The sequence below is a fragment of the Adhaeribacter terreus genome (genome assembly GCF_042657365.1).
In the GTDB taxonomy this organism is placed as follows: domain Bacteria; phylum Bacteroidota; class Bacteroidia; order Cytophagales; family Hymenobacteraceae; genus Adhaeribacter_A; species Adhaeribacter_A terreus.
In genome coordinates, this window is sequence record NZ_JBHSKT010000003.1 from 363,612 (window position 1) to 389,443 (window position 25,832).

Genomic DNA, 25,832 nt, shown 5'->3' on the forward strand with positions numbered 1-25,832 from the left:
TTATCGTCTTAAGAAAACGCTATCTTTTTCGGCTTCAAAAGTAAATGGTTTGAACTATGTCTTTAATTAATAATTTGCTTCAACAGCCGGTAGATCGATCAGAATAAAGGAAGAGTTCTTTGAGGCACTGATCTTGATCATCTGTTGTTTTTCGAGCCTGATCTGGTCATTGGTCATCAATTCTGTACCATTCACAAACATGTGGCCTTCGGTTAAATAAATGAGCACTTTCCGGATATCGAATGTCTTATAATCTATTTCCTGATCTTCTTTCAGATTGGCGTAATAAACCGTAGAATTCGTATTCATGTAAATTACATCATCAAGCACTTTCTGCCCGGTGGCCAGCGGAATCAGTTCGTTATGAGCATCCAGGAAATTAATGGCTTTCTGTTCGTACGATGGCTGCAAACCTTTGCGGTTCGGTAAAAACCACAATTGGTATAAATGCAGTTCTTCTTCCGATTTATTTTCCTCGCTGTGGGTTATACCGGTTCCGGCGGTCATGCGCTGCACTTCACCGGCTTTAATGGTTTTCTCGTTTCCAAGACTATCCTTATGCGAAATTTCGCCTTTCAACACGATCGTTACAATTTCCATTTCCGAGTGCGGGTGCATCGGGAAACCGGATTTTGGGGCTATATAATCGTCATTAAAAACGCGTAACGGCCCGAATTGCATATTTGAAGGGTCGTAATAATCAGCAAAAGAAAACAGGAAGTAAGAATTCAGCCAGCCATGTGAAGCGTGGTGGCGCTCAGCAGATTTTATCAGTTGAACCATAGTTCTATTGTTTGGTAGTATCGAATTTTAGAAATACCCTATTTAACTGAGGGATATTACGGCAAATATAATGGGAAGTTAAAAGGGTTAGCCAAATATAGCTAACCCCTTCCTTTAAATTAAATACTTTTTGTAGCAATCAGATAGCCTTTTTCAGCTTTAGCACTTCATGCTGAAGATCGAGTACAATAGAAGAAAGTTTGCTGAGTGAAAGATCGGCCATCGGGAAAGAACTGCTGATATAAGCCTTCGCTTCCCATATCTCAAGAATATCACTCACCGGAACTTCGTAAGGCGGATAGATCGGGTTATCGGAATGCAATGCCATATATGCGCCGGCATTTACTTTATTATATAAGCGCTTAAATACCACACCCTCGCGCTGGCTGACAATAATACATGGCGTGCCGTCTTTTATATAATTCCAGTCGTCTACAAAACGGCCAACAATTACGGTTCCGCTGACCAGCGGCAACATCGAATCTCCGGCAATCTCGAAAGCACGGTAAGTACCGGTACCTGCCAGCATTGGCAACCTGAATTTCGGAAGTTCTTCCATAAATTCTGGATCGGCGTAACCATTCAGATAACCAGCGCTGGCGCGTTGCGGCACAAGTTCAATATTCTCGTTTTGATCCTGATCTACTGTAATTGCCAGTACCCGTAACTTTCCTTCCTGATTTTTAGCTTCTTCCTGCGTTACCTGTGGCACCAACTGGCTATGATCCTGCGTGATCAAAGAATCGAGGGAAATTCCAAAAAGGCGCGCAATACTTACCAGCGTAGATAATTTAGGCTCTGCCCTTCCCTCTTCATAAGCTCCTATCAGAGAGCGTTTTATATTTATTTTTTCGGCCATTTGCGCCTGCGTGATACCCAAACGCTTGCGAAGATATTTTAAATTTGTGCTAAGCATGTTCTAATCATTTTAGTAAACCCCTGCCGCAAAACCTGTGGTTTTACATTTATCTATAAAACTACGGAAAAACAAAATAAATTACTAATTAATTTAGCATATTTATTTATAGTTTAGATTTTCTGACAGATTACAGTATCAGAAATTGGACTGAATATCAAAGACACACACACGCACACAATTAAACTTTTCTAATATACAAAAAACCATTATTCGGTTTGTAATACTGCTATTTGCACCTATTTTATAAATTAATTGTACCCTAGCCCTAAAACGTTATTTCAAGGAACTTATAGTATTTTATCCTGAAACTATCCTTTAACTTCGAAGTAAATAATGTTGAAAAACCTCATAGACTATGCGGTTGAAAATTTATAGAAGGAGAATAATTATTGTAAAGAAATACTTTTTAAGCGGCTTTTAGATTTTACTACGCAAAAAAACAGCAACCAATAAGTTATGTTTTTGTCTATTTGCCCATAATCTCTTGCAAATTATTTCTCTTAAAAAATTGGATAAGACATTTGACCTGGACTTTGAGGCCATTAGTCAGATAATAGCTAGTCAGGGCTTTTAAAAATTGTTTTTAACAGGCATTCTGTTTTAAGCAAATTGGATTTATTTCTGTAAATGGCGGTCAAAAATTTGTACCTATTTCCAGAAAGTCCTTGTAGATTTTGAACTTTATCTTGGCTATGATCTGTTATTAGGGAATAGTTCAGGAAAATATGGATGGCAATGGCGATAAGATCAAGCTTGCAATTAAACTTTAATAAATATTATCCTGATTTTGAAAACTTAGAGAAATAAGATTATGAAAGCGAACCAATTTAAAAAAGCAGTATCATATTTTGCCCTTGCCTCTGTATTTACAATGGCTGGCTGTCAGAAAGATGATGTTATTGAAAATGAATCGGCATCGAATCAGCCAAACGTAACTGCCGGCGAAAGCGGTAAAGCCATTGAAGGCCAATATATTGTAACCTTAAAATCTGGTGAAACCACAACCGAATCTATCAACGAAATGATCTCTGAAGATCAGATCAGCGCGCAAGACGTTGGTCAGAAATTCGATGGTGCCATTAAAGGTTTTACCGGTAAATTATCGAAAGATCAGTTAGAAGAACTGAAGAAAAATCCGAATGTTGCTTCTATTGAGCAGGACCGTATTATTTCCCTGGCCGATAACTCTACCACCATTGCGCAGCCGACCCAGACTATTCCTTGGGGTGTTGCCCGTGTAGGTTACGGTGATGGTACCGGTAAAACAGCCTGGGTAATCGATAGTGGTATTAACCCGAATCACCCGGATCTGAACGTTGACCAGTCGAGAAGTAAATCCTTTATTACAGGTGTTACTTCCTTCGTAGATGGTTATGGCCACGGTACAATGGTGTCAGGTATTATTGGTGCTAAAAATAATGCTCAGGGTGTAGTTGGTGTGGCTGCAAATGCTACAATTGTTGCGCTTCGTGTATTTGATGACGCCGGTCGTGGTAGTGTGTCTACAGCAATTAAAGCGGTAAACCACGTAATTGCCAACGCTAGACCAGGCGATGTAGTAAATATGAGTTTAGGTGCCGGTATTTCTTCTACGTTAGATAACGCGGTAAAAAGTGCGGCTGCTAAAGGTATTTTGTTTGCCATTGCAGCGGGTAACAGCGGTGTAGACTGTTCGAATAACTCTCCGGCCCGTGCCAATGCTACTGGTATTTATACCGTATCTTCAATGAATAACCTGGGTCAATTCTCAGCTTTCTCGAACTACGGTGCACCAGTTGACTTTGCAGCGCCAGGTGAAAGTATTCCATCTACCAATAAAGCAGGTGGTTACTCAAGCGGTAGTGGTACCTCGTACGCTTCGCCACACATTGCGGGTTTATTATTGCTGAATGGTAATTCTATTCGTAGCCGTGGTGCAGTAACCGGCGATAAAGACAGCAGACCAGACCCGATCGCAAGTAAATAATCGGAACGATATAATAAATAAAAAAGCCCCGGAATTATCCGGGGCTTTTTTATGTTTTTTTGTTTTTGCGGTTAAAAACAGCCAGCGAAAGCCTGATCTTAAAGTAATCGTATTGCTCCTGCAGGTAATCGAAAATATCCTTCAGCTTAGCATCAGTAGGTAGCATTTTAATGGCTGCTTCAATAGCGCTGTAATCCTCCTGGTTTAAGTATTTATTGATATTGATCTCATAGCCTTGTTCAAATAATGTGGCCAGGTGAGAAAAAATGGTAACCGGATTAAGGTCGCGCGCTTTTGCAATTTCTTCCGGACTTAGGCCTTGCTTATAAAGTTCGAAAGTTGCCAAATGAGTTGCTCCTTTTACTTTATTGCCTTGCTCGGTTTGCTCCGAAATGAACAGTATTATCTCGTTTATAAAATCGTAGCCATAATTTTCGTATTTCACCATGCCTACTCCGGATATTGCCAGCATCGCCACCCGGTTAGTTGGTTTTTCAGCAGCCATTTCCAGTAAGGTATTATCCGAAAAAACCACGTAGGGCGGCACGTTGTGCTGATCGGCAATTTGCTTTCGAAGTTTGCGCAGTCGTTCAAATAAAGCATCTTTTTGTAGCTCTTTTTTCGGACGGGCATTGGTTATTCTTTCTGCAGGCTGAGCAGCGGCAACCGGTGTGAATTTTACCAGCGGCACTTTTTTATGCTGAAACAATACCGTTTCGCTGTTGGCATTCAGTTTCAGGGCATAATTCTGGTCGTAAGCAATTTCAAACAAGCCGGCGTTCAGCATTTGATGCAGATACGTTTGCCACTCCATAAAACCAAGATCGTTGCCAGCTCCAAACGTTTTGATTTTGTCGTAGCCTTTTGCCAAAATATGTTGGTTCCGGGAACCGCGTAATACATCGATTACGGTACCGATCCTGGCTTCTTCTTTTAAACGGGCAATGGCTGAAAGTGCTTTCTGCGCATATACGGTTCCATCGAACGTTGAAGGCGGATTCCGGCAGATGTCGCAGTTTTTACACGATTCTGCTTTGGTTTCGCCGAAATATTGCAGCAGGATTTGGCGGCGGCAATGATTCGCTTCTGCAAATTGCTGCATTCGTTCCAGTTTCGCCAGTTGCAATTCCGGTTCTTTGTCTTTGCCTTCCGTGAGCATGGTCCGCAGCGAAGCTACATCGCCGTAACTGTAAAATAATAGCGCTTCCGATTTTGCTCCATCGCGGCCGGCACGACCAATTTCCTGGTAATAACTTTCCAGATTTTTAGGCAAATTATAATGGATCACCCAGCGAACGTTCGATTTATCGATTCCCATTCCGAAAGCAATGGTAGCACAAACGATCTGAACATCATCCCGCAGAAATTTTTCCTGGGCTGATGCGCGCTTTTCAGCTGTAATTCCGGCGTGGTAATAGGTTGCTTTAAAACCGGCCGTTTGCAATTTGGCGGCTAAATTTTCGGTAGCATTCCGGCTTAGGCAATAAATGATTCCCGGTTGATTCGGATGTTCATCCAGAAAATTCAGGATATGTTTTATGCGATCGCGCCCCGGCTTTACCTGCAGATAAATATTGGGCCTGTCGAAGGAAGAAACGAAAGTTTGCGGGTTATGCAACATCAACTGTTGCAGAATATCCTGGCGGGTAAGTTTATCGGCGGTGGCTGTAAGCGCAATTACCGGAACTTCCGGAAACTGTTCTTTAATGTATTTGAGCTGGGTATATTCCGGGCGGAAATCGTGGCCCCAGGCAGAAATACAGTGAGCTTCATCTATGGCAAACAGGTTTATTTGCAGCCGTTTCAGGAAACTGAAAAAACCCGCAGAAAGCAGTTTTTCAGGTGAAACGTATAGCATTTTTAGCTTCCCGTCATAGCATTTATTCTCAATGATTTCCTGTTCTTTGGAAGATTGGGTGCTGTTCAGAAAATCTGCCGTAATTCCGTTTTCCCGCAAAGCTTCTACCTGGTCTTTCATTAAAGCAATGAGTGGCGAAACGACCACACAAATGCCCGGTTTTACCATAGCCGGAACCTGATAGCAAAGCGATTTTCCGCCGCCGGTAGGCATTAACACAAGCACATCGCGGTTTTGCAGCACATTCCGGATTATATCTTCCTGCATTGGCCGGAAAGAATCGTACCCGAAATAATCTTTTAAAACCTGTTTTGCCGCCTGAATTTCCATACCCTGTTAAATTTTGTTAAAATTACAAAATTCCATTCATATAAAGAAAAGGCACCACCTGTTCAGACTTTTTACGCCCGAAAACATAGCGTTTAGGAGCATTTTATGAGTTAACGTAGCAAACAATAAACTTAGCCCTCCGTAAAATTTGAGTCACTTAAACCCTAACTTATGAGATCGGACAAAACCAACGGCCTTGAGCACGTTCTAATAAAATGTATTACCGCCTGCGAAACATGTGCAACTTTATGCCTCCAGGAAGACGATGTAAAAATGATGGCGCGCTGCATTCAGCTGGACCGCGATTGTGCGGATATTTGTATGCTTACAGCGCGGCTCGTAGGTCGGAATTCAGAGCATGCTAAACACGTAATGAAAGAATGCATTGAAATTTGCAAAGCCTGCGAAGCCGAATGTGCCAAACACTCGCATGAGCATTGTCAGCATTGTTCGGCTATTTGCAGAGAATGTGCGCAGGCTTGCGAGATCTGGATGAAAGGTTAAAAGGATAAAGTTATTAATTAAAAACGCTATGCTTTTAGCATAAAAAACTGCTAAAAAAAGCCCCGAAGAAATTCGGGGCTTTTTTATTTTAACGGCCGGTAATCAGGTCAATTATGGCAGTAATAATGGAGAGTATAATGCTGAAGATCAGCGCCCATAAAAACCCATCGACCTGGAAACCGGGGACAATGGCTTCAGCTAAAAGTATGATTAGCGCATTGATAATCAGTAAAAATAGCCCAAGCGTTATAAAAGTTATGGGAATAGTTAACAGCACCAGAATAGGCCGGATAATAGCATTTAAAATAGCCAGGACCAGCGCCAGAATAAGCGCACTGCCGAATCCGGAAACGTGTACACCCGGCAAAATGTACGATGAAAGCACTACCGCTACACCGGTTAGCAGTAATTTAATTATAAAACCCATAGTTTTCAGCGTTAGAATATGAAATTTAGAATATTGCTTATTTACTGAAATACCGGGGTTTTGTTTTCGATAATAGCGTTAATTAACCTAAACGGGAAGGAATTATTGACAAAAGAAAAAGGCCTGATAATTCAGGCCTTTTTCTTTTTAAGTTCTGTTGTTTACTACTTCGCGTGCAACAAGGGTGCTTCCAGTTTTTTCTGCGAAACCGCCATCCAGTTACAAAGTTTGTAAAGCAAGCGCGCGCCTACGTTTCCGTTCCATTCGCTTTCGCCAGGTCCTACTTCTACCAGGTCAAAACCTACAATTTCACGGCCGGAACGCACCAGTGCTTTAATTAAATAAATCGCCTGATCGAATTCCAGACCACCAGGAACCGGCGTTCCCGTACCCGGACAAAGTTTTGGATCGAGGCCATCGATATCAAAGCTGATGTATACTTTTTGCGGTAACTGGGCAATGATCTTTTTACATTGCTTCTTCCACGATTTGCCGTCATTCATTCCTTCTTTCAAAAAGAAATCGTAGAATATAGCCACGCGTCCGTTCGATTGTTCAGCCAGTTCCGCTTCCGATTGCGCCAGGTCTCGGATACCAACTTGCACAATTTTCTTCATCTGCGGAATTTTCAGGGCATTGAACATAATCGAAGCGTGAGAATATTCAAAGCCTTCGTAAGCATCGCGCAGATCGCAATGTGCATCTACGTGCAGAATTCCAAATTCCTCATGCACTTCGCCTAAAGCTTGCATCAAACCAAGCGGTGTGCTGTGGTCGCCGCCCAGCAGGCCTACCATTTTACCTTGTTTCAGGTAAGCCAGGCTGCGTTCTTTTAACCAATCTGCCAGCGCCTTGCCTTTTTCATTGATAAGCCCTACCATTTTTTTATAGTCGGTTTTATCATCTTTCGGGCTGCCGGCTTCGAGCCATTTTATGTATTTTTCGGCTTGCTCACGGTATTTGGAGCTTTCGTTCTGCCAGTCTTCTGAAATGTCTTCCATCCAGATTCCCAGTTGCCAGGCGTCTTTAATTTCCGGATCGAAAAGATCCAGTTGTGGCGAAGCTTCTTTTACAGCCAGCGGGCCTTCGGCGGTACCGGCGCTGTAAGAAACGGTAACTTCCCAGGGAACCGGAATAATTACGATCTCTGCATCATTTTCATCGAAAGGCAAACCGAATAAACCGGCGTTACTATCGCCAACACCATTGAAATCGAAATTCGCGATCTTGTCTTTTTTAGTCATTTCCGATACCGTTTTGGCGGCCATATTATTTCAGTTTTAAAAGTTGTTTCACGAAATTAGGCAACGCAAACGCAGCCGCGTGAATATCTTCGTTGTAATACTTCAGATCGTTTTTGCGCGAAAATTCTGCGGCGGTTGCTCGGTCGTATACCAGTGGCTGCGCGTTGCCTTTGCTTGAGAAAGAGAAGCTCCAGGTGCCGGTTGGGTACGTTGGAATAGCAGCTAAATAGCAATGCACTTTATCAGCTCCAAAAATACCACGGTAGCAATCATAAATCTCGGCAAAAACGCTGGCATTGAAACGCGGCGATTCGCTTTGGGTTACCATAATTCCGTCTTCGGTCAGGCAGCGGTAAACTTCTTTGTAGAATTCAGCAGTGAATAAACCTTCACCCGGGCCAACCGGATCAGCTGAATCTACAATTATAAGGTCGAAAGCGTTATCGGCACATTCTTTAATGTATTTAATTCCGTCTTCTACCAGCAATTTCAGTTTCGGATGATCGAAAGCAGCGGCAGTTTCCGGTAAATGCAGTTTGCAGGCTTCGATAACCAGCGCATCGATCTCTACCAGCACAACTTCTTCCAGGTCAGGGTGACGCAGTAATTCACGAACTGTACCGCCGTCGCCACCACCAATAACCAGCGCGCGTTTTACACGACCGTGGCTCAGCATTGGTACGTGAGTGATCATTTCATGGTACACATATTCGTCTTTCTGCGTGCACATAACCATGCCATCTAAAGTAAGCATGTTGCCGTAAGCCTGCGTCGCAAAAACCTCTACTTTCTGGTATGGCGATTCTTTTTTGTAAAGCTGGCCATCGTGTTTTAAAGAAAGGGCAATATTTTCGTCGCGTTCGGTAAACCAAACATCGCGGGTGAATTTTACCGGATGATCAAATGACTTTTGCTCAACGTTGCGTACCGTTTCAATGTTAAAATCAGAACGCTGCATCAGGCCCATCTGGCCGCGGCGGCACTCCATAGAAGAACCGTGGCTGGCTTTAAAAGCTTCTTCCAGATATTTATAAGAAACCCACGGATTCACAGAATCTCCGCAGGTAAACAAATCTACTGCTGCATAACCGTATTCCGGCCAGGTATGGATCGCTAAATGGCTTTCCTGGATTACTACAACGCCCGAAACGCCATACGGTGAAAAATGATGGAATGTGCTGTTGATAACGGTAGCGCCGGCCGTTTCTGCCGCCTCAACCATACTCTTTTCAATGTGCACCACATCATTCATCAATTCCGGAGAACAGTTATAGAACTCCACCAAAATATGTCTGCCTAAAGCTTCCATTCGCAAAATGTTTGTTAAGATCCGTTGCGGATATAGTTAAAAAAGAACGCAAAAAAACGAAATATAAGCCGATTATCAAAAGAACCATTTTCAGGGCTTTGAAAAACGGTAGGGTTTTGGGTCTAAAAACTCGAATTTCAGGCCTGTAGGTAAAACTCACTTTTATATTTTTTCGGTTTTAACCTGGTAATGCACTTTTTCGGAAGCCGGCAAATGCTGAAAAAAATCGTAATGCTGTATGGCATGTTTAATTTCAGGTTTAAGGCCGAACTCATTTAAATGGTAGATCAGAAATAACTCCGAATCCGACAAATTGGTTTTCATGATCAGGCTGTAATAATCGCTTTCATCGTCAGCATCCTGCCGGAAACGTTCTACCATATTCAGTAGCACCGTTAAATTGCGCAGATACGGGTTCAAAATGCTTTCATAAAACCGGAAATGGTAGGTAAAATAGTCGCGAAAGTAGGCGTATAATAATTTTTCCGTGCGCTGTTCTTTAGGTAACAACCGAACTTTACCAATATAGGAACTGAGCACTTTTTCCTTGAAAAAAATAAAGAAATTGGTCCCGTTCCAAGCAACCTGGTTAATATCGTGCGCCGAAAGTTTGCCCACAATTTCGTTGTGCTGCACTAAAAAACTGATGAAAAGCGTGGAGAAACTTTGCTGTTGATAAATGCGCTGGGTTTTGTGCAATTCTGTGCGTTGCAGCTCAAATTCGCGTTTCTGATAAAGCAGCGTGGCAAAGAATAAAAAAACGCCGGCCAAGGCCCAAAGGGAACCTACAATGCCACCAATAAATTCGCCATATTGCCCAAATCTTACACTCAGCACTTCCGGCGATTTACCTTCTACCCTGCCGAACAAATTGAACTGCTGCACGCCCCAGACCAGAATAACTACGCCCATTAAAATAAGGGCATAACCGAAGAATTCGAACGTGCTTATGTTGTTCTTCTGGATTTTGAAACGCATCCGGTAAACTTTAAAACAGATTACCGGGTTGTACGCTAAAAAATAAAAAACGCTATGTTTTCAGTGGTAAAAAGTCAGAAACAAACCAAGTTCATAAATTACTGGTTATTTTCTTCCAGGAAACTATACGAACGAATGATATCCAGAATTTTGATAAATGTATTGGTATCGAAGAAGATCATCAGCGGCAATTCTACCACTTTGGTAAAATTGGTAAATTGCGTAATAACCGTAAAAACCATCGGCTGGAATAACGGATGATGCGCCAGAATATCTTTCAGCGAATCGGCAATGTTGCCTTTTGGCGCTACCGGCGGCGACCCGTAAATATTGGCTTTCAGAATGTTAGCCAGCTGGGTAACCAATGCACCGGTAATAATATTGCTGATCTCCAGCAACAAAGATTCCTGCATATCAGAAAGCTCACCGGTGTGTTTATATTCTACTTTCAGGCACACCTCGCTTAACCGTTCGATCTGGCTGCTGGAGAAAAGCATCAGTGTTGAGCCGTTAAAATCGCCTTTTATATCGCTCTGAATAATTACGTGCGTATTTTCATAATCCGCAACCAGCTTTAGGATCTCTTTGGGATCGGTTAGATGTAAGTCCGGAACTTTCAGGAGCACAATGTCCTTGGCAATAACTGCAAAAGAATCTGCAGCCCGGGCCAGGCCAATGTTCAGGATCTCTTTAATAATGTCTTTTTCCAGCTCAGATACTTGAAGTTCCATGGATCTTACTTTTTAATAAAACAATTACCGCATTTGCTGCCGGCCACATTCCTATCGCTTCGAAATAAAATAGCGGGTTATAGCCGGCACATCGAGCACCAGACAAACTTTACCCGTTCCTAACAATGTAACGCCACCGTAAATATCGATATTATCGACCGGCTTATTCAAAGGCTTGATCACAATATCCTGCTGACGCAACAGTTTATCAACAATCAAACCTAATTTCCGGTTATTATACGTTACGATAATAATATTTTGCTCATTACCTTTCAGCACTCTTTTGTCTCCTAACCGCATCTGCCCTTCCGGTGCATTCAGCAATTCGTCGAGGTAAAGCACGCTGATAGTTTCATTCATAATTTCTGCTACGAGCATATCGCCAACCTCGTGAAGCTGGTGATTATGCAAGGCCACTACAGAATCGGTATGCATAAGTGGGATCGCAAAAAAACCGCCGGCAACTTCAAATAGAAGCGCGCCTTTTACGGCAATAGAAGTTGGTAAATGCAGCGTGAAAGTTGTGCCAATCCCAATTTCAGATTCCACCCGCAGGCGGCCGCCAATCGAATCGATCGCATTCTTAACCACATCCAATCCTACTCCGCGCCCCGAAAACTCCGTAATTTCTTTCGCCAGTGAAAAACCCGGTTCGAAAATATAAGAAAGAATTTCGGTATCGCGGAGGTCATTCACCACATCGGAAGTTAAAAAACCGCGTTGCACAATTGCCCGCTTCATATCATCTAGGTTAATACCTTTGCCATCATCGCGCAGTTTAATATTAACCATATCCCGATCGTTCTGCGCCGAAAGCCACACGTTCCCTTCAGCTTCTTTCCCTTTACTCAACCGTTCATCAGGACCCTCAATGCCGTGGGTAATGGCATTCCGCATCAGGTGCAGCAGCGAATCGGTTATGATCTGCAGAATGTTCCTGTCTATCTGAATATCCTGCCCCGAAATTTCCAGATGAATCTGTTTTTTTTCAGCAACGGCAATATCACGCACAATACGCGGAAATTTATTGAACAAGGTGCCCACATTTACGAGGCGGGCATCCATTACACTGAACTGTAGCTCCTCCGTAATGCGGTATAAATGCGAACTCACCGAAGCCAGATCGGAACTCCCCAACTCTTTGCTTAATGATAATATCCGGTCACGGTCAATGATCAGCTCGCCAACCAGGTTCATCATGTGGTCCAGCTTTTTGATCTGGATATAAATAAGTTCTGAAAGCGATAAGTTTTTCGCGTTATAATCACGCTGCACTTTAACAACTTCCAGCGTCGAAATATCCGGGGTCTCAACGATCAGATCCAGGTTACGAAGTAAGACCTCATTGGTGGCTTCTTTGTAATTCGGATTATCTAAATTGGTTATCAGCTCGCCCAGCATGTCAACGCCGTCGAAAAGCACCGTAACCACTTCGTCGCTAAAATTCAGTTCTTTATTCCGGATCAGGCCGAAAGCAGTTTCGAGTTTATGCGAGAGATCCGAAATATTAATAAAACCAATCGCCTTGGCATTTGCCTTCAGGTTATGAAGCAGGCGGAAGATCTCGGCCAGCAGCTTTTCATCCTTCGGCGATTTCTCAAGCTCGCTGATATGGCGGCTGAGAGCGTCGTAGTATTCCAGCGCTTCTGCTACAAATATTTCCCGGTATTCCTGTTCTCTCGATTTCATTAAAAGCCTGGCTTCTGGATTGCTTCAGCAGCCGGTAAGTCGGTAATAAATTTATTAATTAAAGCCGGAATCCGGAATAAAGAGCGCACATGCGTTACGTGTCCCTGCTCAATCGCCGATTTAGCCATGCCAAAAATTACGCTCGAAGCCTGGTCCTGCGCTACCGTTAAGCCACCCTTTTTACGGATAGCTTTTAGTCCCTTCGTACCGTCGCTACCCATGCCCGTAAGCACAATGCCCATCACATTTTTGCTCCCGATCGCGGCTACAGATTCCATCAGTTTATCTACCGAAGGCCGGTCATACACATTTTCAGAATCTGGTGCGAAACCAATCTTATAATTTCCTGTGCGGCTTAATTGCGGTAAAACAACCATATTTTTTCCGCCCGGCGCAATTATTATTTTTCCTTTCAGCAGGTTTAATCCCGGTCTTCCTTCCACCACTTTCAAACTGGTTAACGTTTGCAGTCGGCGCGCAAAAGAACCCGTAAAACCAGCCGGTAAATGCACCGCGATCAATACACAGGCATCCAGTTTTTCGTCCAGCCGCGCTACGATCTTTTCAATAGCCTGCGTGCCACCCGTAGATGCTCCGATCACAATAACACCTTTGGGCGCTTTCGCAGCAGGAGTTTTTAACGCAAAAACGCTATCGTTTGGCAAGGAAAAAGTCGAAACAAATTCCGGTTGCCGCACAGCCCTGATCTTTTTCAGGATCTCGCCCTGCATATCGCGTAACCTGGGTTGCAGCTGGTGCGCCGGCTTCAGAATATAATCATAAATGCCCGTTTCAGCCGCTTTCATGGCTGCACCTTCACTTTGGTTAACCTGATGGAGCAAAACCAGGGCCGGTACGCCGCTTTCCTGGTAAACCTGTTGCAGACAAAGTAATTGCCGCTGGTATTCCAGATTCAGGTCGGCCAGTACCACATCCGGGCGCTGTAACCGCACTGCAGCCACCAGCTCCATTTCATTGGCAGCTGTGTCCAGCACTTCCAGATCGGGTTGGGCCTGCACCATATTGGTGAGCACCAGCCGCGAAAAATTGGAGCTGTCTGCAATTATTACCTTAAGTTTCTGCGAACCCGTGAGCACTTCTGAATTTCCTTAGCGGTTCTGTTTAGTAAATGCTTATTTCAAAGCGTTACCAACGGTTTCCAGCACTTTCTCTTCCGAAAAAGGCTTCACGATATAAGCCAAAGCACCATGTTCGATCGCTTCGTTCACAATAACTTCCTGACCAACGGCGCTTACAATAATCACTTTCATATCCGGGTTGTCCTGCTTAATGCCTTTCAAAACATCCAAACCAGTATTATCCGGCAGAATTACATCCAAGGTAACTAAGTCTGGTGTAGTTTCTTTGGCCAGCTGCAAAGCCGTTTGCCCGTTTGGCGCCTCACCCACCACCTCGTAACCAGCATCCGTCAGCATGTTTTTGAGCATGGTACGCATGTAAAAGGAGTCGTCAACAATTAATATTCTCTTTTTCATAATCTTTCAGATGTGTCTATAATTTGCAATATTACTTTTTAAGGCTAAAACCCTAGCGTTTTAAACCGGTTTCAGCATCTGGATCTCATCGTGGGTCAGAATTTTAAAAATATCCAGCACAATGATCAGGCGACTGCCCAGTTTACCAATTCCTTCAATGTAATTATCATTTATGTTCAGGTCCTGAATAAAAGCCGGTGTCTTGTCAATTTTAGAAACCGGAATGGTCAGGGACTGTGGCATATCGCGTACAATTATGCCGATCGTATAATCTTTGGCTTCAATGGCCAGCGTATACGTGGTCATGTCCGGATCGGGATGCGACGAACGGATCCGGAAACGTTCTTCCAGATCCATGATCGCAATAATATCGCCGCGAATATTAGCCACGCCTTTAATGAAATCAGGCGTTTTCGGCATCCGGGTAATTTCCGGGGTAATGGTTACTTCCTTTACCTGTTCAATGCGGATGCCATATTCTTCTGAACCAAGCTTAAACACGATCAGATGGACCGTAGCTTCCATGGCTACGTCCTTCTGTTCGGTTATTTCTTCGGGGTTCTGTTTCTTATTCATTTACTACTTTTTCGAAGCGGGTTTTCTGGTAGTGGTTGCACTGGCAGCCGTTTTCTTAGCATCTTCGTTCTGGCGCGCCTCAGCCGCAGTTGGTTGCTTTGTTGGAGCAGCCTGTTTACGCGCAGCTGTTACAGGCATTACAGGGTTACGGCGCTGACTTTTCTGCTGGATCAGTAAATTACCGTTTATCAGTTTAAAGGCCGAAATACCTACCTGTAAGTCTTCCGCAATATCGTTCAGCTGCTGGCTGGAAGCAGTAAGTTCCTGCATGGAAGCTGAAAGCTGCTTGGCCGTACCGGCTACCTGTTGTGTACCCGATGCCGTTTGTTCTGCAATGGCAACTACTTCTTCCACGTATTTTACTACGTCGGAGATCGATGATTTCTGCACTTCGGTAGCCGTTAAGATGTCTTGCGAAGTACGTAGCGTTTCACCGCTGGAAGTTGCAATGTTTTTGAAAGCGCCGGAAGCTTCGAACGTAGCATTCTTTCCTTTCAATACGCGGCCTTCCATGGTCGAGATCGCTGCCGCTGCCGAAGAAGTATCTTTCTTTACGTCTTCCACCAGCGTCGCAATTTCGTTCGCCGATTTCCGTGAACCTTCCGCCAGTTTCCGGATCTCTTCGGCTACTACCGCAAAACCACGACCGGCTTCCCCGGCTCTTGCCGCTTCAATTGCCGCGTTAAGTGCCAGCAAGTTGGTTTGAGCAGCAATGTCAGTAATCACACCCAGGGATTTTGAAATTTCCTGCGAACGCGTACTCAATACTTCAATGGTTTTAGAAGTAAGGGCCGCGGAAGTTGAAATCTCCTCCATGTTTTTTACCACTTCGGCTACCGTTTTCAGACCGAGCTGCGAAGTTTCCTCACCCAAAATCGCCGATTTGTTCACTACATCTGCTTTATTGGCTGTTTCCTTGGTAGCTTTCATGATCTCTTCGATCAGCTTAAAGGCCTGGTCAGTTTTTAATGCCTGGTTCTGCGCACCTTCCGCCATCTGCTGCATCGAGAGGGAAACATCTACCGTTATCCGGCTCATTTCCAATCCTTTGGCTGCCATTTCCTCGGAAGAAGAACCTACTACCAGCGAGCTTTCATTGATCTCACCAAGTAGGGCATTCAGGTTATCTACCGCTACATTCAAGGCATTTGACATGGCTAAAATATCACCAGCCGTATGGATCTCTACTTTCTGAGTCAGATCACCTTCTGAAATGGCCCGCACAATTCTGGATACTTCCAGAACTGGCGTTACAATGGATTCCAACAGGTCGTTCAGGGTATCAACGAGTTCTTTCCAGCTTCCACCTACACCATGTACTGTTGCACGTTCTGTCAGTTTGCCTTCAACACCTGCAACTCTGGCCACACGGCTAACCTCACCCGCTAAGCGGTTCAGGTCATCCACCATGCTGTTAATAGTTGCAGCCAGATCAGCTACTTCACCTTTTGCTTCCAGGATCAGTTTCTGCGTAAGGTCACCTTTCGATACCGCCGTTACGATCTTGATGATACCGCGTACCTGCGTGGTAAGGTTGGCCGCCATGGTGTTTACATTGTCGGTCAGGTCTTTCCAAACACCGCCAACATTTGGCACGGCTGCCTGGCCACCCAATTTACCTTCCGTACCCACCTCAAGCGCCACGCGGGTTACCTCGCCGGCGAAGATGTTCAGAGAATCAACCATCTGGTTCAGAATGTTCTTCAGATCGAGAATCTCGCCTTTCACTTCCACCGTCATTTTCTGGCTCAGGTCACCGCGGGCAACCGCCGTCGCAACGTTGGCAATATCCCGCACCTGAAGTGTCAGATTAGAAGCCATGGTGTTTACGTTGTCCGTAAGTTCTTTCCAGGTTCCGCGCACTTTTGGCACATTGGCTTGTCCGCCCAGTTTACCCTCGGTACCTACTTCACGCGCCACGCGGGTTACTTCGTCAGCAAAGATGTTGAGCGAATCCACCATCTGGTTCAGGATGTTTTTCAGTTCAAGGATCTCGCCTTTCACTTCCACTTCCATTTTCTGGCTCAAGTCACCACGGGCTACGGAAGTTGCTACATTGGCAATATCCCGTACCTGCGAGGTTAAGTTGGAAGCCATGGAATTTACGTTATCCGTTAAACCTTTCCATACCCCGCCTACATTCGGCACGTTTGCCTGGCCTCCCAGTTTTCCTTCGGTTCCTACTTCAAGGGCTACGCGGGTTACCTCATCCGCAAAAATGTTCAGGGAGTCCACCATCTGGTTGATGTTCTCTTTCAGCTGAAGGAGCTCGCCTTTAACATCTACCGTAATTTTCTGGCTCAGATCACCACGCGCAACTGCGGTGGCAACGTTGGCAATATCGCGTACCTGGTTGGTTAAGTTACCAGCCATGTAGTTTACATTGTCGGTAAGGGCTTTCCAAACGCCTGCCACATTTGGCACCGTTGCTTGTCCGCCTAGTTTACCTTCCGAACCTACTTCCAATGCCACGCGGGTTACTTCCGAAGCAAAGGAGCTCAGCTGATCCACCATGATGTTGATCACATCTTTGATCTGGAGGATCTCGCCTTTTACATCTACCGTAATTTTCTGCGTTAAGTCACCGTTAGCAATCGCAGTCGCTACTTTCGATACGTCGCGGAGCTGAACTGTTAAGTTACCGGCCATCGCGTTTACATTGTCGGTAAGGTCTTTCCAGGTACCGGCCACACCACTTACTTCGGCCTGACCACCCAGTTTACCTTCCGAACCTACTTCACGCGCCACGCGGGTCACTTCAGAGGCAAAAGAGCTCAGCTGATCCACCATGATGTTGATCACATCTTTGATCTGGAGGATCTCGCCTTTTACATCTACCGTAATTTTCTGCGTTAAGTCACCGTTAGCAATCGCAGTCGCAACTTTTGATACGTCGCGGAGCTGAACCGTTAAGTTACCGGCCATCGCGTTTACATTGTCGGTAAGGTCTTTCCAGGTACCGGCCACGCCACTTACTTCAGCCTGTCCGCCCAGTTTACCTTCCGTACCTACTTCACGCGCCACGCGGGTTACTTCCGAAGCAAAAGCATTCAGCTGATCTACCATGGTATTAATGGTGTTTTTCATCTGAAGCATTTCGCCTTTTACATCTACCGTAATTTTCTTCGATAAATCGCCATTTGCAACAGCCGTGGTAACTTCGGCAATATTTCTTACCTGGGCAGTTAAGTTTCCAGCCATGGAATTTACATTGTCCGTCAGGCCTTTCCACACACCGCCTACGTTCGGCACATTCGCCTGGCCACCCAGAATACCTTCCGTACCTACTTCACGCGCCACACGGGTTACCTCACCGGCGAAGATGTTCAGGGAGTCCACCATCTGGTTGATGTTTTCCTTCAGCTGGAGCATTTCACCTTTTACATCTACCGTAATTTTCTTCGATAAGTCTCCATTAGCAACAGCAGTAGTAACTTCGGCTATATTCCGTACCTGACCGGTTAAATTACCAGCCATGTAGTTTACATTGTCCGTCAGGTCTTTCCATACACCTGCTACGTTTGGCACTTCGGCTTGTCCGCCCAGTTTACCTTCGGTGCCTACTTCACGTGCTACACGGGTTACCTCACCGGCGAAGATGTTCAGTGAATCAACCATCTGGTTCAAAATGTTCTTCAGATCGAGGATTTCGCCTTTTACTTCTACGGTCATTTTCTGGCTCAGGTCACCTTTCGCAACCGCGGTAGCAACGTTGGCTATGTCACGCACCTGCGAGGTCAGGTTGGAAGCCATGGAATTTACGTTATCCGTTAAGCCCTTCCATACGCCACCAACATTTGGCACAGCCGCCTGTCCTCCAAGTTTACCTTCCGTACCTACTTCCAGGGCCACGCGGGTTACCTCACCGGCAAAGATATTCAGGGAGTCTACCATCTGGTTGATATTCTCTTTCAGCTGGAGCATTTCGCCTTTAACGTCTACCGTAATTTTTTTCGATAAGTCGCCGTTGGCAATGGCAATCGCAACTTCGGCAATGTTTCGTACCTGCCCCGTTAAGTTAGAGGCCATGTAGTTTACGTTGTCGGTTAGCGCTTTCCATACCCCGGCTACGTTTGGCACCGAAGCCTGACCACCCAGAATACCTTCGGTACCTACTTCACGGGCCACGCGGGTTACTTCGTCACCGAAAATATTGAGCGAGTCCACCATCTGGTTGATGTTCTCTTTCAGTTCAAGAAGCTCGCCTTTTACGTTTACCGTAATTTTCTGCGTTAAGTCACCTTTCGCAACCGCCGTAGCAACGTTGGCAATATCACGTACCTGAGAAGTCAGGTTGCTGGCCATGGTATTTACGTTGTCGGTAAGTTCTTTCCAGGTTCCGGCTACGTTTGGTACCGTTGCCTGGCCGCCTAATTTTCCTTCCGTTCCTACTTCACGCGCCACGCGGGTTACTTCATCACCGAAAATGTTAAGCGAATCCACCATCTGGTTGATATTCTCTTTCAGTTCGAGGAATTCACCTTTAACGTTTACTGTAATTTTCTGGGTTAAGTCGCCTTTTGCTACCGCAGTAGCTACGTTGGCAATATCACGCACCTGGCTCGTTAAATTAGAAGCCATGGTGTTTACGTTGTCGGTCAATTCTTTCCAAACACCACCAATATTCGGCACTTTGGCCTGGCCACCCAGTTTACCTTCGGTACCTACTTCCCGCGCTACGCGGGTTACTTCGTCAGCGAAGATGTTCAGGGAGTCCACCATCTGGTTGATGTTCTCCTTCAGCTGAAGCATTTCGCCTTTTACGTTTACTGTAATTTTCTGCGTTAAGTCACCTTTCGCAACGGCCGTGGCAACTTCGGCAATGTTACGTACCTGGCCGGTAAGATTGGAAGCCATGTAATTTACATTGTCCGTCAGGTCTTTCCAGATACCAGCTACGTTTGGCACGCTGGCCTGGCCGCCCAGTTTTCCTTCGGTACCTACTTCAAGTGCCACACGGGTTACCTCACCGGCAAATATATTAAGGTTATCGATGGTGCGGTTAATGGTTTCGGCCATGAGTTTGAAGTCGCCGGAAACCGGGATCTGAAAGGTTTCATCCAGATTACCGCGGGAAATATTCTTAAGAACTTTGCCTACTTCAAGTACCGGTACCGCAATGGAATCTACCAGACCGTTGATGTTGTTGATCATGTCTTTCCAGAAACCGGAAGCATTTTCGGCGGAAGCACGGGCTTTCAGGTTACCTTCCACACCTGCAACTTTGGAGATACGCGATACCTCGCCCCCTACACCACCGATCATTTCCACCATGGAGTTGTAGGCTTCGGCGATCTCGGCAAAAATATCGTTGCTTTGTTTGGTCAAACGCACAGAAACGTCGCCTTTTTTAAAGGCATCGAGGGCGTAAAGCACTTTATTGAGCTGTTCGCTCATGTAAACTTCTGAGCGCGGATCCATTACTTCATTCAATTCGAGTTCAGCTTTGGTACGGCTTTCGGCAGTAGATTTTCGGTCTACAAACGGCTTTGAAATGGCAGTTTTTTCATCGGCTTTTTCGTCGGCTTTTTTTATTGGAGCTACAATCTCCGCCATTACTTCCGGCGCTTTTTTATCTTTTAAAGGCGCAGGCGGTGCGGCAGGCTTTTTCTCAGCACTGGCTGATTTTTTAGTGGTCTCCGGCGTTTCTTCACCAGCTTTACCAATCAGCTTGTCTTTGTTCAATTTCATGTTCTTACCTAAAGCCATATTATCAGGGTAAAATGCGCAGACACTTTACAATTGAATGAATTTCCTATTTAAAGTAAATTGCCATTATCAACAGGCAATATACAAATTATCTTTCCGAAACGATGTGTTATGTGTTTTATTTGTTAATTCCGGATCTTCACAAATAAAACGGTATCATTTTAAGCCTAAAAACTCAGCTGCCAGCGCCAGGTAATCTTTAGCGCCGTTAGAGCTGCGGTCGTACTCCAGAATACTTTGCCCGAACGATGGCGCTTCGGCCAGTTTTACGTTCAGGCGGATGCGGTTCTTAAACACTTTTTCGCTGATGTTTTCGTGCAGGTATTCTTCTATTTCCTGGCTGAGTTTCCGGCGTTTATCGAACATAACCACCACAATTCCTTTAACTTTCAGCTTTGGGTTAAAAGCCTTCTGTACATCGGAAATTGTATTTAGAATCTGTCCTAAACCCTGCAAGGTCAGCACTTCCATTTGCAACGGAATCACTACTTCGTCGGAGGCAGCCAGCGCATTTACGGTGAGAATGGAAAGCGACGGCGGACAGTCGATCAGGATGTAATCGTAGCCTTTGGCTTCCTTGAGAATATTTTTCAGGTAGGTTTCCCGTTCCGGCTGATTCACAAGCGAAATTTCAATATCGACGAGTTCATTTGAACCGGGTAAAATACTTACGCCTGAACGTTCAGATTTTATCTCGTGAAACGCTTTGGTCTCAGTGAAAATATCGGCCAGAGTACCGGCCGGTTCCGTAAGTCCTAAAGAGTACGAAAGGTTTGCCTGCGGATCGAGGTCTACAAGCAGCACTTTTTTTCCTAAGGAAGCCAGGGCACAGCCCAGGTTAATTGTGGTAGTAGTTTTGCCGGTGCCGCCTTTCTGGTTGATCACCGAAATAATTTTTGCAGCCATTTATTTTTTTTGAAAAGCGAAATCGAAAACGTGAAGTTATGGCCAAACTACCGAAATAGATAAGATTTCTGCAATTTTTTTGTTCAATTTTCGTAAACCCGCTAATCCTCAACACTTCAGACTTTTTACCCGAAAAGCAATAGCGTTTCTGAATCTGGTTTTCTTAAAGCCCTATGCAATACGGTTAACAAGGCTTTAGAGTTTTACAATTAAAAACCATAACGTTTTCAGGCTTCTTCGGTCAGGTTTTTAGCTACCAGTTTGCCGGAATGGAAATGAAGATCGGCCCAGTTTTCAATTTCAAAAGACAGGATCACGGCGCTGGCTGGCGGCAGATAAGAAATAGAAGTTGCACCGAGACGAATGGAAAACTGGGTAACGGTTGGGTTATGCCCCACTATTAATATAGTATCTTCCTGGCGAAAGTTTTCGTGAATAAAATCGAGCAGGTCGGTTTCGGAAGCCCGGAATAAAATGTTCTCTGCTTCGAAACGGCCCGAGTTTCCTAAAAGCCCGTTGGCAAGTGCCGCCGCAGTAGCCTGGGTACGCTTGGCAGAACTCGCCACTATCTTTTTTGGGGTAATGCCTTGTTCTTTCAGCCATTCGGCGGATTTTATTGCGGCAATCCGGCCTTCTGGTGTAAGTTCGCGGTCGTGATCTTCCTGACAGGGAATCGGATCCTGGGTATGAGCATGGCGAACAATAATGAGGGTTTTCTTCATTCGGAATAAAAACAATTGGGAAACAAAGTTTGTTTGGAAAGCACCGCAAAAATAAAATGCCCGTAAAGCCTGAAAAAGGGCACCTGCGCTTTTATTTCGAAAAAAATATACATCTTTGAAAAAATTTGGTTGCAGAACCAAGACAATTATACAAGATAGATGGCGAAAAATTTAGTGATCGTGGAGTCTCCGGCGAAGGCCAAGACCATTGAAGGCTACCTCGGAAAGGACTTTATTGTAAAATCGAGTTTCGGGCACGTGCGCGACCTGCCTAAAGATAACCATGCAATAGATATTGAACACGGTTTTAAACCTACCTACGTAGTTTCAGCCGATAAAAAGGACGTTGTTTCGCAATTAAAAAAGCTTGCCAAGGAAGCCGAAATGGTTTGGTTAGCAAGCGATGATGACCGCGAAGGAGAAGCCATTTCGTGGCACCTCGCGGAAGCCTTAAACCTGAACCAGGACAAGACCAAACGCATCGTTTTCCGCGAAATTACCAAGAGTGCGATCCTGAATGCGATCGAACACCCGCGCGATATTAACATAGACCTGGTAAATGCGCAGCAGGCCCGCCGCGTGCTGGACCGTTTGGTTGGTTTTGAGCTAAGCCCGGTGCTCTGGAAAAAAATTAAAACCGGATTATCTGCCGGCCGTGTGCAATCAGTAGCAGTGCGGTTAGTGGTAGAAAGAGAGCGCGAAATTGATCGTTTCAAGGCAGAATCGGCTTATAAAATTTCGGCGGTTTTTGAAGTGGATGGTAAAAAACTGGAAGCTGAATTGCCGCAACGTTTCAAGCAGGAAGAAGATGCCCGCGCGTTTTTAGAGAAATGCTTCGGCGCGGATTATACGATTGAAAACCTAGAGAAAAAACCTTTAAAACGTTCTCCGGCGCCGCCATTTACTACTTCTACGTTGCAGCAGGAAGCCAGCCGTAAACTGAGTTTTTCGGTAGCGCAGACTATGACGGTAGCGCAGAAACTTTACGAAGCCGGTAAGATCTCTTACATGCGTACCGACTCCCTGAATTTAAGCGTAGATGCGCAACAGGCAGCTGCCGCGCAAATTACCAAAGCTTTCGGGGCACAATACGCACAAACGCGGCATTATAAAACCAAAAGCGCCGGCGCACAAGAGGCCCACGAAGCCATCCGCCCGACCGATTTTGGCGCCATAGAAGTAAGCGGCGACCGCAACGAACAACGCCTTTACGAACTGATCCGCAAACGCGCCATGGCTTCGCAGATGGCTGACGCGGAAATTGAAAAAACCACTGCTACCATTGGCATTTCTACCCAGGAAGCCAAGTTTGTGGCAACCGGCGAAGTGATCAAGTTTGAAGGTTTCCTGAAAGTTTACATTGAAAGCAAAGACGAAGAAGAAGGCGGCGATGAAGATGTGAAAGGCATGTTGCCTCCGCTTGCTGTTGGCCAGGCTTTAAAACCTTTGAGAATTCTGGGCACGCAGCGTTTCAGCCGTCCGTTGCCACGCTATACGGAAGCTAGCTTGGTTAAAAAACTGGAAGAAATGGGCATTGGCCGGCCTTCTACCTACGCGCCAACTATTTCTACCATTCAGAAACGCGGTTATATAGAGAAAGACAGCCGGGAAGGAAAAGAACGCGCGTTCAAGACTTTTTCCCTCGAAAACAATACCATTTCGGAAGCTACCAAAACGGAAATTACCGGCGCCGAAAAAGCCAAGCTTTTTCCGACGGATATTGCGATGGTGGTGAATGATTTCCTGGTGGAGCATTTCCCGGCGATCATCGATTACCAGTTTACGGCCAAGGCGGAAGAGGAATTTGATGAAATAGCGAACGGCAAGCAACAGTGGAACAAGATGATCGAGAATTTCTACAGCCCGTTCCACAACCGCATTACTTCCAGCGAAACCATTGAACGCTCGGCCGTTAGCGGCGCCCGCGAACTGGGTTTCCACCCGGAAAATGGCAAGAAAATTTCGGCGCGTTTAGGTCGTTTCGGTCCGTTTGTACAATTGGGCGAAGAGAACCCGGACACCGGTGAAAAACCGCTTTACGCCAGCTTACGCAAAGGGCAATTTCTGGAAAGTATTACGCTGGAAGATGCGTTGGAATTATTCAAATTGCCGCGCATAGTTGGGAATTTTGAAGACAAGGAAATGACGGCGGCAATCGGTCGTTTCGGTCCGTTTATCAAGCATGCCAGCAAATTCTATTCATTACCGAAAACGCTCGATCCGTTTACCGTAACCGAGGAAGAAGCCATAGATCTGATCCAGGCGAAACGCAAAGCCGATGCCGAAAAACTGATCAAGAGTTTCCCGGAAAATCCAGAAATACAAGTGCTGAATGGTCGTTTCGGACCATATATTGTGGCCGGTAAAAAGAACGTGAAAATTCCGAAAGGCAAGGAACCGGCCGAACTTACGCTGGAAGAATGTCTGGAACTGGCAGCTGCTACGCCGGACAAACCAGCTCGTGGAAGATTTGGAAAAAAAGCAGCACCAGTTAAGGAAGAAACCGCCGATAAACCAGCTGCAAAGAAAAAAGCACCGGCGAAAAAAGCTACTGTTGCGAAAGCGAGTACGAAAACTGCTACTGCAAAGAAGTCGGCGGAGAAGAAGTAAGGCCAGTTTGAAAATTTGAAAATGATTTTCGCAAATTTAGAAACCTCAGTTTTTTTAGAAAGCTGAGGTTTTTTATTGGGCAACTCCATTTTCTGTTGCTGAGATAAATTTCCAGAAAAAAGAAACCTGTTGGGTGCTTTATTAATCTTTGTTAGATTTGGAAATAAAATTCAGCTATGTTACAACCGATTAGAGAAAAACTGTATCAAAATCGGCCGAAAATCCTTCGTACATAGTGGGGATAACCTTAGTAGTGTTTTATATCCAGTAGTTGTAAGTAATGGGACCCATAAAAGAAAGTCCGCGAAATAAAGATGAAAAGAGAAATTGGATTTGGATTTTGATAATACTTGCCCTTGGAGCTTGTGAGAAGAAATCAGAATTATCAATAAAGGACGCATCTAATCAATTTTGTAATTGCTTTAACTCTCAACCAGCAGGCACAGTTGACGACAGACTTAGTCCATGTTTACAGGAAATTGCCGACCAGAAAAACGATGAATGGAATAAAGCTGGAATAAATAATCCAGATTCGATTAACCAAAAAATGTCCAGGTTCGGGTTAGATGTAATGCTCGATATGATGCGTACTTGCGACAATTACTTTATAGCTATCAACGACTTGTACGACAAGGGATATCCTGCAGATACAACACAATTGAATTGGAAAATTATTAAAGAATTATCAAGAAGAATTAATACAGAAACAAATCCAGACACTGTAAAATCTTTATTGCACAAGAAGGCTCATAGACTTATTCAGGCGAGAGAATTTGACCAGGCTTTTAAAAGTATTGACTCAATTAAAACGTTGGATAACCGTGACTATGGCGCAAATCTCGCAAGTGCGTACATCTTCAACCAAAAAGGCCTTTATGATAAAGCAGTGACAGAAATTAACAAGGCAATTGAAATATCGGGAGATGAAAATCTCAAATTATATGCAGAAATAGCAAAGCAGAAAAACCGAATTTCGAAAAAGTAAAACTGTAAAAACCACTGCTTACAACAAGGTATTTACAAAACCTTTGCTACGCTTCAGGCTTTACAAATACTAGACGTTAAAAATTCCCCC

Annotated in this window: 19 protein-coding genes; 4 read left to right on the forward strand and 15 right to left on the reverse strand. The window is 44.8% G+C overall.

Annotated features, from left to right (window positions below):
• Positions 1-66: 66 nt before the first annotated feature.
• Both ACFPIB_RS06815 and ACFPIB_RS06820 read right to left on the reverse strand, forming a co-directional pair.
• Positions 67-783: a pirin family protein gene (locus tag ACFPIB_RS06815; RefSeq protein WP_378016682.1), complete on the reverse strand. Its 717-nt coding sequence runs from the start codon at positions 781-783 to the stop codon at positions 67-69.
• Between the two features lie 139 nt (positions 784-922).
• Positions 923-1,699, reverse strand: a complete 777-nt coding sequence (locus tag ACFPIB_RS06820) for an XRE family transcriptional regulator (RefSeq protein ID WP_378016683.1) — start codon at positions 1,697-1,699, stop codon at positions 923-925.
• Between the two features lie 814 nt (positions 1,700-2,513).
• On the opposite strand from ACFPIB_RS06820, the gene ACFPIB_RS06825 reads away from it, so the two are divergent.
• On the forward strand, positions 2,514-3,668 hold the full coding sequence (locus tag ACFPIB_RS06825; RefSeq protein WP_378016684.1) for a S8 family serine peptidase: 1,155 nt from the start codon (positions 2,514-2,516) through the stop codon (positions 3,666-3,668).
• A gap of 49 nt (positions 3,669-3,717) precedes the next feature.
• On the opposite strand, the gene recQ is transcribed toward ACFPIB_RS06825, so the two are convergent.
• Positions 3,718-5,856 (reverse strand): DNA helicase RecQ, encoded by a 2,139-nt coding sequence (gene recQ / locus ACFPIB_RS06830; protein WP_378016685.1) that lies wholly within the window; start codon positions 5,854-5,856, stop codon positions 3,718-3,720.
• A 171-nt stretch (positions 5,857-6,027) separates the two neighbouring features.
• Between recQ and ACFPIB_RS06835 the strand changes: the two genes are divergently transcribed.
• Positions 6,028-6,360 carry a four-helix bundle copper-binding protein gene (locus tag ACFPIB_RS06835; protein ID WP_378016686.1) on the forward strand — a complete coding sequence of 111 codons (333 nt, stop codon included), beginning with the start codon at positions 6,028-6,030 and terminating at the stop codon, positions 6,358-6,360.
• Positions 6,361-6,448: 88 nt separating this feature from the next.
• On the opposite strand, the gene ACFPIB_RS06840 is transcribed toward ACFPIB_RS06835, so the two are convergent.
• The 12 genes from ACFPIB_RS06840 to ACFPIB_RS06895 all read right to left on the reverse strand — a co-directional run bounded on the left by ACFPIB_RS06840 (position 6,449) and on the right by ACFPIB_RS06895 (position 22,147).
• On the reverse strand, positions 6,449-6,787 hold the full coding sequence (locus ACFPIB_RS06840) for a phage holin family protein (protein WP_378016687.1): 339 nt from the start codon (positions 6,785-6,787) through the stop codon (positions 6,449-6,451).
• Between the two features lie 164 nt (positions 6,788-6,951).
• A complete protein-coding gene (locus ACFPIB_RS06845; protein ID WP_378016688.1) occupies positions 6,952-8,055 on the reverse strand; it encodes an agmatinase family protein in 1,104 nt (367 codons plus the stop codon).
• 1 nt (position 8,056) lies between these two features.
• The gene (gene speE, locus ACFPIB_RS06850; RefSeq protein ID WP_378016689.1) at positions 8,057-9,340 is read right to left on the reverse strand and encodes a polyamine aminopropyltransferase; all 1,284 of its coding nucleotides are present in this window, start codon (positions 9,338-9,340) and stop codon (positions 8,057-8,059) included.
• 162 nt (positions 9,341-9,502) lie between these two features.
• The gene (locus ACFPIB_RS06855) at positions 9,503-10,318 is read right to left on the reverse strand and encodes a putative phage abortive infection protein (RefSeq protein ID WP_378016690.1); all 816 of its coding nucleotides are present in this window, start codon (positions 10,316-10,318) and stop codon (positions 9,503-9,505) included.
• 98 nt (positions 10,319-10,416) lie between these two features.
• Positions 10,417-11,049, reverse strand: a complete 633-nt coding sequence (locus tag ACFPIB_RS06860) for a chemotaxis protein CheC (protein WP_378016691.1) — start codon at positions 11,047-11,049, stop codon at positions 10,417-10,419.
• 51 nt (positions 11,050-11,100) lie between these two features.
• Complete coding sequence (locus ACFPIB_RS06865; RefSeq protein WP_378016692.1) at positions 11,101-12,738, reverse strand: chemotaxis protein CheA; 1,638 nt, start codon at positions 12,736-12,738, stop codon at positions 11,101-11,103.
• Complete coding sequence (locus ACFPIB_RS06870; protein ID WP_378016693.1) at positions 12,738-13,835, reverse strand: chemotaxis protein CheB; 1,098 nt, start codon at positions 13,833-13,835, stop codon at positions 12,738-12,740. Before ACFPIB_RS06870 ends, ACFPIB_RS06865 begins: the two co-directional genes overlap by 1 nt.
• Before the next feature lie 36 nt (positions 13,836-13,871).
• Positions 13,872-14,234 (reverse strand): response regulator, encoded by a 363-nt coding sequence (locus tag ACFPIB_RS06875; protein ID WP_378016694.1) that lies wholly within the window; start codon positions 14,232-14,234, stop codon positions 13,872-13,874.
• Between the two features lie 60 nt (positions 14,235-14,294).
• Entirely contained in the window at positions 14,295-14,810 is a 516-nt protein-coding gene (locus ACFPIB_RS06880; RefSeq protein WP_378016695.1) for a chemotaxis protein CheW, read from the reverse strand.
• 3 nt (positions 14,811-14,813) lie between these two features.
• Positions 14,814-20,519, reverse strand: a complete 5,706-nt coding sequence (locus ACFPIB_RS06885) for a HAMP domain-containing protein (protein WP_378016696.1) — start codon at positions 20,517-20,519, stop codon at positions 14,814-14,816.
• A gap of 156 nt (positions 20,520-20,675) precedes the next feature.
• Positions 20,676-21,425 carry a ParA family protein gene (locus ACFPIB_RS06890; protein ID WP_378016697.1) on the reverse strand — a complete coding sequence of 250 codons (750 nt, stop codon included), beginning with the start codon at positions 21,423-21,425 and terminating at the stop codon, positions 20,676-20,678.
• 227 nt (positions 21,426-21,652) lie between these two features.
• Entirely contained in the window at positions 21,653-22,147 is a 495-nt protein-coding gene (locus ACFPIB_RS06895) for a SixA phosphatase family protein (protein WP_378016698.1), read from the reverse strand.
• Positions 22,148-22,306: 159 nt separating this feature from the next.
• Here ACFPIB_RS06895 and topA point away from each other — a divergent pair, with 159 nt between their 5' ends.
• Entirely contained in the window at positions 22,307-24,757 is a 2,451-nt protein-coding gene (gene topA / locus ACFPIB_RS06900) for a type I DNA topoisomerase (protein WP_378016699.1), read from the forward strand.
• Positions 24,758-25,037: 280 nt separating this feature from the next.
• Positions 25,038-25,742 carry a tetratricopeptide repeat protein gene (locus tag ACFPIB_RS06905; RefSeq protein ID WP_378016700.1) on the forward strand — a complete coding sequence of 235 codons (705 nt, stop codon included), beginning with the start codon at positions 25,038-25,040 and terminating at the stop codon, positions 25,740-25,742.
• Positions 25,743-25,832: the final 90 nt, after the last annotated feature.